We start from the raw sequence: 9,321 nt of genomic DNA on the forward strand, positions 1-9,321 counted from the left end.
CGTAGGGTATGGGGCGTGACTGTCATCAAATCTTTGGCCAAGATAGCCCTGTCTACGGTCTTGGTAGGCGCGCTCATCGCCCTGGCTCTTGCCCCCTTCGCGGGCATTTCCGGCGTGGCGATTGCCCGCACTAACGAAACCATGCAATCTGACCTGCAAGATCTGACTGCCGGCAATATTCCAGGCGTCACCACGATCAAAGACGCCAAGGGCACGGACATGGCTTATGTCTTCAGCCAACGCCGCCACCCGGTGGAAAGCAAGAAGATCTCTAAGGCCATGAAAAACGCCATCGTCTCCATTGAAGACGAGCGCTTTTATGATCACGAAGGCGTGGACTTCCAAGGCAATTTCCGCGCCCTGTGGACCAACCTGACGTCGGGCGGCGTCTCCCAGGGCGCTTCCACCATCGATCAGCAGTACGTCAAGAACTACCTCTTGCTAGTCTCTGCCACCACCGATGAAGAGCGCGCCGCGGCCACCGAACAATCCGTGGCCCGCAAGCTGCGCGAGATGCGCATGGCCACCAAGATGGACGAGGAATTGGAAAAGGATGACATCCTCACCAACTATCTCAACCTGGTGTCTTTCGGTAACCATGCCTATGGCGTCGAAGCGGCGGCCCGCACTTACTTCGGCACGCACGCTTCTGAACTCACGGTGCCGCAGGCAGCAATGCTGGCCGGCATGGTCCAATCCTCTGAGCGCCTCAACCCCTATACCAACGCCGAGGAAGTAACCGACCGGCGCAACCTGGTCCTGCAATCCATGGCGGATAACGGCTATATCAAGCAACAGGAAGCGGATAAGTATAAGGGGGAGAAGCTGGGCGTCGGCAAGAAGCCCAATACGCTAGCCAATGGCTGCATCGGCGCCGGCGACCGCGGTTTCTTCTGTGATTATGTGCTGAAATACCTGGATAAGAAGGGCATTAGCGAGGAGCAGCTGGCGCGCGGTGGCTACACCATCAAGACCACCCTGGACCCAACGGTGCAGGATAAGGCCCTCGAGTCCGTCCAAAGCCATACCAATCCTGATGCCCCGGGCGTGGCTGAAGTCATGAACGTCATCAAGCCCGGCAGGTCGGACCGCAAGGTACTGGCCATGGTCTCCTCGCGCGATTACGGCCTGGACCTGGATAAAAATGAGACCATCCTGCCGCAGCCCTACTCCTTGGTGGGCAACGGTGCAGGTTCCGTCTTCAAGGTCTTTACCGCCGCGGCCGCGCTCGAAGCGGGCTATGGCATCAAAAACACCGTGGATGTGCCCACCCGCTACGAGGCGGAGGGCCTGGGTCATGGTGGCGCCGCCGGCTGCCCGGCGGACCGCTACTGCGTGGAAAACGCTGGTGCCTATAAGGCCACGATGACGCTGCAGGAAGCGCTGGCACACTCCCCCAATACGCCGTTTATCAAGCTCACGGAGCAGGTAGGCGTGGCACCCATCGTCGATATGGCCGTGCGCTTGGGCCTGCGCTCCTACGAGGACAAGGGCAGCTTTGATAAAGACACCTCGATTGCCCAGCACACCAAGGAGGCCAACTCCGGCTCCTTCACCTTGGGCCCGGACCAGGTCAACCCGCTGGAGCTTTCCAATGTGGGTGCCACGCTGGCCGCGGATGGCAAGTGGTGCGAGCCCAACCCCATCTCCCAGGTCACGGATAAGGAAGGCAACGAGGTCTATCTCAAGGAAACCCCGTGTGAGCAGGCCGTTGATAAGGACGTAGCCCGCGCGATGAGCAATGCCTTGTCTGAGGACGCCAAGCAAGGCACCGCCAAGGATGCCGCCCAAGCGGCCGGTTACTCCAGCCCAATCGCGGCCAAGACCGGTACCACCGAGTCCAACCAGTCCTCCGCATTCTTGGGATTCAACGAGGGTATTTCCGCCGCGCCGTATATCTATAACGATGGCACCTCCACCGTCCCGCTATGTACCGGGCCGGTGCGCCAGTGCGCGGGTTGGGGCAACCTCTACGGCGGCTTGGAGCCGGCGCAGACCTTCTTCAGCATGGCTACGCAGCTGCCGATAGCGACCAAGGCCGGGCTGCCGAATTACAACAAGAAGTACGACAACGGCACCACGGCCGATAAGACCCTTGATAGCCTGCGCGGCAAGTCCGAGGCCGAGGCCCGCCAGACCTTGGAGTCCAAGGGCTACGTGGTCAAGACCTCCCGGGTCATTGGCGGAAATGTTCCTTATGGCCGCGTGGTTCGCGCGATTACCGGCAAGGACGGCAAGAAGAAGGGCGCGGAGATTACGCTGCAGCTTTCCGACGGCGCCGGGGCCTCCCAATCCCCCTCCTCCGGCGTGGCCGACGCCAACTCCACCGGCGCACAAAATAGCACCGGCGGCGGTAATGCCGACGGTGCTACGAGCCCGGGCCGCTCGACTGGCGGCACAGGCGACGAAACGGGCAACGGCGGTGGCGGTACCGGTGGCGGGTTCTCGCCGGAAGACTTTGGCATCCGCCAAGAGGACATCGATAGCTTTGCCAACGACGTCCGCAGCCTCCTTGGCCGCTAGGCCTCGCCCATTGCGGTCTGGCCCGCTTTAACTCAGCTGGGACTTGACCTCGGCGGACAGGCGCTTGCCATCTGCCTGGCCGGCGGCCTTGGCATTGGCCACCTTCATTACTGCACCCATCTGCTTCATGGTGGGTGCTTCGCCGTTTTCGGTCTCAACCTCCGCGATAGATTCCTTCACTAGGGCCTTAAGCTCAGACTCGTCCAGCTGGCGGGGTTGGTAGGCCTCGAAGAAGGGGACCTCGGCAAGTTCGGCTTCAGCCAACTCTGGACGGCCATTTTCTTCATAGACCTCGGCGGACTCGCGGCGCTTTTTGATTTCGCGCGCAATCACCTTGAGGATATCGGCGTCCTCCAGCTCATGCCGGGAGCCATTAGTCTCCTCGGCCTGGATGGCAGCCAGCAAGGCGCGGATGGCGCTGGTGCGCTGCTTCTCCTTGGCCTTCATTGCGGTTTTCAGATCTGCACGGATGGTTTGCTTTAGCTCGCTCATGCCTATCAATGTACGCCAGGTAGTGTGGTAGCCGTGAAACTTTTACGTATTCTTGGCGGCCTCACCGCTGCCGGCCTGGGCGCCGCGGCATGGGGCTATAGCGAACTGACCAAATTCGAGCTCAAGGAATATACGCTCCCCCTCCTACCCAAGGGCACGCTGCGTGGCAAGCCAGAATTTCGGCTGCTGCATCTGTCTGATCTGCATATGATCCCCGGCCAGGAGACCAAGATTGCCTGGGTTTCTGCCCTCGACGCCCTAGAGCCGGACCTCGTGGTCAACACTGGCGATAATCTCTCCGATCAGCAGGCCGTTCCCGATACGTTGCGTGCCCTCGGCCCGTTGCTGGCCCGCCCCGGCCTCTTCGTCTTCGGCACCAATGATTACTGGGCACCGCAGCCGGTCAACCCTTTCAAGTACCTGCTGGGCAAAAAGCGCGAGCCCTCCTATGTGGACTTGCCGTGGCGCGGTATGCGCGCCGCCTTCTTGGAGCACGGCTGGCGCGATGCCAACCAGGCCCGGCATGAATTCAAGGTGGGCAATGTCCGCCTTGCCGCCGCCGGCGTGGACGATCCGCACCACGATCTGGATGACTACTCCGAAATCGCCGGCCCGCCCAACGAGGACGCGGATCTGTCGCTGGCCCTCCTCCACGCCCCCGAGCCCCGCGTACTGGAAAAGTTTGCGGACGATGGCTACCAACTTTCCCTGTCCGGCCACACCCACGGCGGCCAGATCTGCCTGCCCGGCTCCCGCGCACTGGTTACCAATTGCGGCATCGACCGCGACCGCGTGCAGGGCCTCCACGACTTCGGCCCGATGAAGATGCATGTTTCCAATGGTCTGGGCACCTCCAAATTCGCCCCGGTACGCATCTTCTGCCGCCCTTCCGCCACTCTGCTGAAAATCACCGAGGTGGACTAAACCCAGCCACCTGCCGTTTTGTTGATTATGCTCAGCTTGCGTTAAAGTATCCAGGTACCGCTTTTCAAGGCGGAACGCCGGGATATGGCGCAGGTTGGTAGCGCGCTTCGTTCGGGACGAAGAGGTCGCAGGTTCAAATCCTGTTATCCCGACCAACAGCCCGCGACGGTTTTGCGAATCTAGCTTAAATCATTTGTGAAACCGTCTCCGACAGATAAACCCACCGCTTAGATGCGGTGGGTTTAGTCGTTTTCGCTCTGATCCAGGCGTTGACCAATAACAAACACAGCATGGTTCGTCCCCTCTAAAACGACTAATAGCCCGGAACCCTTTATCGGTTTTCCGAGCTAGATGGATAAAAGTATTCAGTTGGTCTTAAGCCGCCTCGCGCGCAGGCGGTGCGTTCGGGCTTGCCTTCTCGCGCGCCGGATCGCGCGGCGGATGCGGATCTCGCGTGCCAGGTGGCGGGGTCTTTTCGTCCCTTTCCACCCGGCCAAGAAAACGCCGAATCATAGATACATTGGCCGCAACCACACCAAGAGCTGTATAGAAGAAGGCCGCAGCAAAATCGCGTACAGGTCTTCTCGTATGGTCACCAATAGCAGCACCGCCGCGATTGTTCTTCACATAGTCGTTGCGCGTTTCAATCACGTTGCGCCACGTGCCATACACTTTCTTCCATTCCGGTGTCTTAAAAGCAGGGCCAGTCTGTCGGTAGCGCATTCCCTCTTTATTAGGGATGGTTACCGAGTCCTTATTAGTGCAGCACTTGCCTTTTGCCTTGCGCGCAGTAGATAGATTTGGCCCGGAGATAGAGGGTAGTCCTCTGTCTCTCGCGTCCTGGCGCTGACTCTTTTCCACCAAGGGACATGCCAGTGTCTTTCCTTTACCTCGTCCTGGACACATAAACCTCTGACTCTCACCGGGGAGAACCTTGCCTTTTCGCCGCATGGCAAAGGCGCGGCGCTCGTTGATCCGCTGGTTGTAGGTGGCCTCATCAATACGTCCGGCATAGAAGTCTTCGGTGGCTTCCACCAGAGGTTTCGGCATGGCAGGACAATACCAGTGACCTTCAACTAACCCCATGGTTTCATAGGATCCGCGCTTTCCCAGCTGGTTGGTTTTGTAGTCTCCCACCAGCGTGTATCCCTTTTTACGCAGTGGTTCATGGAAGTCTTTGGTCTTAGCCACCGCGAAGTACGCACGATCGCCCACCGCTATGCCCTTAGGTGTCTCAGGATCTTCCGCTAAATGCCGCATGGCTTCCAACCCACGGATCGCAGGGTTGTGGCTGGGCCGGTCGAAAGCCATGCCCATAATCAGGTGCGGTTGAGCATAGGGGCCTTGGTCGCGGATGACTCCGGCAACAAGTGTGGCCTCCCAGCCCCAGACATGCTTGGCGTTTCTCCGACGCTTTGATTCGCCATGTGTTTCCTGTCGCTCGTCACGGGAGTACCAGCCTGCCTCCGGCTCGGAGGACATGAGATCGTCCGGCCTGTTCGTCCAGCGGTTGTTTCCACGGCGCACGCCTGGAATAAGTGTTCCGTCTAGGGTGAGGTCTCCCTGCCAGTTGGCTCGGTATTCTTCGGGCATGTCCTGAGTGCTAGCCATAACCAGCTCATTGAACACGTAGGTGGCGCGCTGCCATTTTTCCTCGCGGCGCTCAGGGTCTTGTTCGTCCATCAGCCGGTTGAATTCAGCACGGGTAAGCCTGGCGCGATGCGGGATGTTGTCGAATGGATCAACGACATCAAGGAAGCTGTGCAGCGCGCGCCACAGGCGGTGGTACCAGTTGTTGTGCTGGGTTGCGTAAGAGTCACCTACCCGTCGTGCCCTATCGCGGCTGGGCAGGTTAAGGAGTTCTAAAGCCTTGTCTGTCGTATCAGGCGAGGCCAGGAGCGTCGTCATGGTGGTCAAGTGCATGGGTTGACCAGAGCGCGCCAGAATCAGGTAGAGCGCGAGGATGGTGCGGTCGTTAACGGATTTGGGCCTGCCTCCTTTGGTGGGGTCGTAGCCGTCTACGCGCCGCCAGGTGTCAAGATGGTGGCATATGTCGGTGCGGTCGATGATGGTCAATGCCCAAGAGACGCTAGCTCCGTCCAGGCGAAGCAGCGGGGTGGGTGTGGTGTTGAAGTGGGCCACCTAGACTTCGCCTCCTGCTCTCGGTTCGACGACTCGAAGCGGCGGGTAGTCTGGTTCGTCCCTGTTGCCCTTGGCCCACTCGCGGTACTCGACCTCAGTCAGTGCGCCGGATTCGATTATCATGTTCCGAAAAGTGTGGGTGAACGGCTGGATGCTTCCGGTGGCATAGATCAGGTGGTTAAAGTCAACGCGCTCGGCGGCATGGTCGGCGATCCAGGTATAGCGCAGCCTAGGAAGTGTCGGGGCAAGGCCGGTACTCGATGGGTTTTCGCTGGTTTTGTGAATGAAGTCAGATATGAGGTGCGGGCCTGTGGCGTCATTGCGGCGGCGCGCTGAGTTGGGCTTGACAAGTGGTTCGTCCCTGCGATCCTCGCCCACACCATCAAGCACCTGGCGCATGAGGTCGTCAAAAGGTGCCGTGAGCGGAACGGTACGCGGCGTAATACCACGACCACCACGAGCACGAACTGCTAGTACCGCGCCAAAGTCGGTGAAGTCGCCATAGCGGCAGTGATAGATTTCCTCGGTGGACATGCCAGCACCCAGGGCCAGTGACACGATGATGCAGGCCACGCGCCGCGACGAGCGGCGCGGGCGGGAGTGAACCCAATCATCAATGCGGATAAGTTCGCTGGCGTTGTAGGCGCGGCGCGGGGCCTTAGCTGCCGGATAAAAGACCTCCGGCAATTCTTCTGCCCACTCCAGTGCGCCTTTGAGGCCAATGACATGGCTTGCGCAGCGGTTAAGGATCCGACGGGTGGCGTTGAGGCTGGGCTTGGATAAATCTTCTGTACGGGCTTGTAGGTAGGTGCGGATCTTCCCGCCATCGCGCAGCAGGTAGATGCAACCATCCACGTCGATGTCGTCGTACCAGCGATCGCGCATGTAGCAAAAGTATGTCGCGAGTACTCGCTCGCGGTTGCGCTCAACGGTAGGAGTTGTGGGTGGGAGTAATCCGCGTGTCGTCAGTGTGTCGATCACAGCGTAGACCTCACTGTATTTAGACTGAGGTGGTTCGTCTTTTTCATCTGGTTCAAAGGAAGTGGTCTCGTGGCTTCCGACCTTCCCGCCGAAGCTCCGGTCAGGCGTTACGCCAACTGGCCTAATGCCCATATCGAGGCCCACGATCCGGTCATGCGGAAATTGCAGGACTTTGCCCGCAACGTCCAGCAGCTCACCCTGAACGGGAGCTACCCCAGTGCCAAGCACTTGGCTGATGCCTGCGGTATCCCCGCCTCCACCATCACCCGAATCATCCGCGGCGAGATGATCCCGACGGGACGTGTCATTGCCAATATCGAGGTCACTACAGGCAAGGCCTTGTGGCCTTACCATCGCAGCAACCGATACGGCAGTCAGTGACCCGAGTGTTGGAAACTGCATGTTTCCAACACTGGTGAGTCGGGTATTAGTTACAGGCGTGTCATTCATGGCTAGAGAGGTGAGCACACCTACACCACGAAATAGGTGGCGGTGCCTTCTTACCTCAGGCCATGAGCAAACCCGCAGGTCACAGGGTGGTTCGTCCCTGGTGGGTTCTGTGCGCCATGAGACCAGTTTTGCGTATCCGCAATTTAACTTTGCAGATATGCAATCGCCAGGGATAGCTCAGGGAGCCTCCGTGAGACGAGCTACAGCACGTACAGGCCTCCACCTGGGGTGCCATGGGTAGATGAATCCGGTAGGCATGGCGGCGGTTAGCTCCGGCTTCAACCACATAGTCCTCGAACTGGTGCAAAGACTTTAGTCCTGCCGCAGCACACAGCACATCAGTGGGCACTCCTGCTGCAATACGGTCGATAATCCACGTATTGCGCAGCCTGCGGGTATCCGGCACCATATCCGGGGACGAACTAGGTGTTACCCGGCGCAGGTAGGCAGAGAGCTGGCTAACGTTCTCGTTGCCCCGGCCCGGCCTGAACAGGTAGTCCTCCGGGCGGGTAGCCATAATGACCGGCTGGATAAGCTCGATGTGCGACTTCAAAAGTGGCACCTCGCGCGGGCCAGCCCCGCGGTAGCCGTGCGGAAACAGCAGCACCCCATCGCCGTCAACGCGCACGTCTTTGCCGCGCAGCGTGCAGATTTCTCCCGCGCGCAGCCCAGCACCCAGGGTAAGAGCTAATACCGTGGTGAAGTTGCGGCGGCGGGCAGCGGTGGGTTGCGACTCGGCCCAGTCCCACAGCCGGTCACAGGCATAACTGTCATAGGGTTCAAGGGTTGGCTCGTAAGCGATCGGGTGCTGGTAGTCAGGGTTCCAGTCGTCGTTGATCGCTTCTGCCACCCGGCACAGCAGTGAGCGCTGGGTTCCAGCGGTGGACGGACTGAGCTTTGCGCCATCTCCGGCAAGGAAGTAGTTGCCGATGATGTCGGGGTGGAAGACGGTCTCAACAGTCACCACGCCGTAGCTCACCCAGACCCAGGCGGCGAGCTTGGACACGCAGTTGAGCGTGTTGCGCAGTGCGTCGGGGCTGGTGTTATCCGGGGTGATGTTAAGTGCGCGCACGCACTCGCGGGTGAAGTCGGCAACGTGGCTCCACGGCTCAGAGCGCACGGCGTGTGGTGTGTAGTTGGCGATGATCGCCTCATAGTCGGCGGTGGTGTAGTTACTGGACATGGGCCTTTCCTTCGTCGGCACGATCGCAGTGGAATGGGGCGGTGTAGTGGATGCTACGTAGCTAGGCCACGCAGTGCACTCCGCTACACATAGTCTTGTTTGCCGATCTGCAATCTGGCAAGCAGGTGGCCTCACACCGCCAACTTCGCAGGAATTTCTTATATGGCCTGCATGTTTGCGGTTCCGCAAACATCTACCAGACGAACCACCACATCATGTTGTGGAGATCAAAAAAGGGACATGCCATATTTAGTACCCCCGCGCGAGCCTCGGACGCGGCCTTAACCCTACCCACCAAGTCCTTCAAGGCCCCGCTTTGTGGCCCACAGCTATGTCCACCACAACATGTAGATCCGCTGCCCCCGGTTGTGGCTAACCGATGCGTGCGCGACCTGCGCGGAGCCTCAACCACACCCCGCACCGACTAGCGTGACCACCGTCGAGCGCGATTGCGTATCCGCAATTTTGTCTTAACTCACGCGGCTTATTGCCATACCTCGCACATCTTGATTTCTAGCGGTCGTGGAAACACCTGACATGGGTTAGGTGATTGTGTGGAGTCGAAATGGGTTCCGGATTCTGCTGTTGTGGCGCGGTTTGCGTCGTTGGTTCGGGCTGGTAGTTCA

The 9,321-nt window shown here is 59.4% G+C and carries 7 protein-coding genes and 1 tRNA gene; 4 read left to right on the forward strand and 4 right to left on the reverse strand.

Annotation, left to right across the window (positions count from 1 at the left end):
- Window positions 1–15: 15 nt before the first annotated feature.
- Window positions 16–2,523 carry a transglycosylase domain-containing protein gene (locus MHK00_RS06990; protein WP_250410957.1) on the forward strand — a complete coding sequence of 836 codons (2,508 nt, stop codon included), beginning with the start codon at window positions 16–18 and terminating at the stop codon, window positions 2,521–2,523.
- 27 nt (window positions 2,524–2,550) lie between these two features.
- On the opposite strand, the gene MHK00_RS06995 is transcribed toward MHK00_RS06990, so the two are convergent.
- The gene (locus tag MHK00_RS06995) at window positions 2,551–3,015 is read right to left on the reverse strand and encodes a GatB/YqeY domain-containing protein (protein ID WP_250410958.1); all 465 of its coding nucleotides are present in this window, start codon (window positions 3,013–3,015) and stop codon (window positions 2,551–2,553) included.
- A gap of 33 nt (window positions 3,016–3,048) precedes the next feature.
- Between MHK00_RS06995 and MHK00_RS07000 the strand changes: the two genes are divergently transcribed.
- Together MHK00_RS07000 and MHK00_RS07005 are read left to right on the forward strand one after the other, a co-directional pair.
- Entirely contained in the window at window positions 3,049–3,939 is an 891-nt protein-coding gene (locus MHK00_RS07000) for a metallophosphoesterase (protein ID WP_250410959.1), read from the forward strand.
- Between the two features lie 78 nt (window positions 3,940–4,017).
- Window positions 4,018–4,094, forward strand: a tRNA-Pro gene (locus MHK00_RS07005).
- 220 nt (window positions 4,095–4,314) lie between these two features.
- Here MHK00_RS07005 and MHK00_RS07010 read toward each other — a convergent pair.
- Together MHK00_RS07010 and MHK00_RS07015 are read right to left on the reverse strand one after the other, a co-directional pair.
- Window positions 4,315–6,015: a hypothetical protein gene (locus tag MHK00_RS07010; protein WP_250410960.1), complete on the reverse strand. Its 1,701-nt coding sequence runs from the start codon at window positions 6,013–6,015 to the stop codon at window positions 4,315–4,317.
- Between the two features lie 66 nt (window positions 6,016–6,081).
- On the reverse strand, window positions 6,082–6,966 hold the full coding sequence (locus MHK00_RS07015) for a hypothetical protein (RefSeq protein ID WP_250410961.1): 885 nt from the start codon (window positions 6,964–6,966) through the stop codon (window positions 6,082–6,084).
- Window positions 6,967–7,131: 165 nt separating this feature from the next.
- Here MHK00_RS07015 and MHK00_RS07020 point away from each other — a divergent pair, with 165 nt between their 5' ends.
- Entirely contained in the window at window positions 7,132–7,443 is a 312-nt protein-coding gene (locus MHK00_RS07020) for a helix-turn-helix domain-containing protein (protein WP_167315508.1), read from the forward strand.
- 148 nt (window positions 7,444–7,591) lie between these two features.
- On the opposite strand, the gene MHK00_RS07025 is transcribed toward MHK00_RS07020, so the two are convergent.
- Window positions 7,592–8,695 carry a tyrosine-type recombinase/integrase gene (locus MHK00_RS07025; protein ID WP_250410962.1) on the reverse strand — a complete coding sequence of 368 codons (1,104 nt, stop codon included), beginning with the start codon at window positions 8,693–8,695 and terminating at the stop codon, window positions 7,592–7,594.
- Window positions 8,696–9,321: the final 626 nt, after the last annotated feature.

It is taken from the genome of Corynebacterium tuberculostearicum, assembly GCF_022347385.1.
Classification (GTDB): Bacteria; Actinomycetota; Actinomycetes; order Mycobacteriales; family Mycobacteriaceae; genus Corynebacterium; species Corynebacterium tuberculostearicum_M.

Excerpts from the sequence above, each read along its gene's own strand:
- MHK00_RS06995 (WP_250410958.1), bottom strand. The coding sequence starts at position 3,015 with ATGAGCGAGCTAAAGCAAACCATCCGTGCAGATCTGAAAACCGCAATG.
- MHK00_RS07015 (WP_250410961.1), bottom strand. The coding sequence starts at position 6,966 with ATGCGCGATCGCTGGTACGACGACATCGACGTGGATGGTTGCATCTAC.
- MHK00_RS07025 (WP_250410962.1), bottom strand. The coding sequence starts at position 8,695 with ATGTCCAGTAACTACACCACCGCCGACTATGAGGCGATCATCGCCAAC.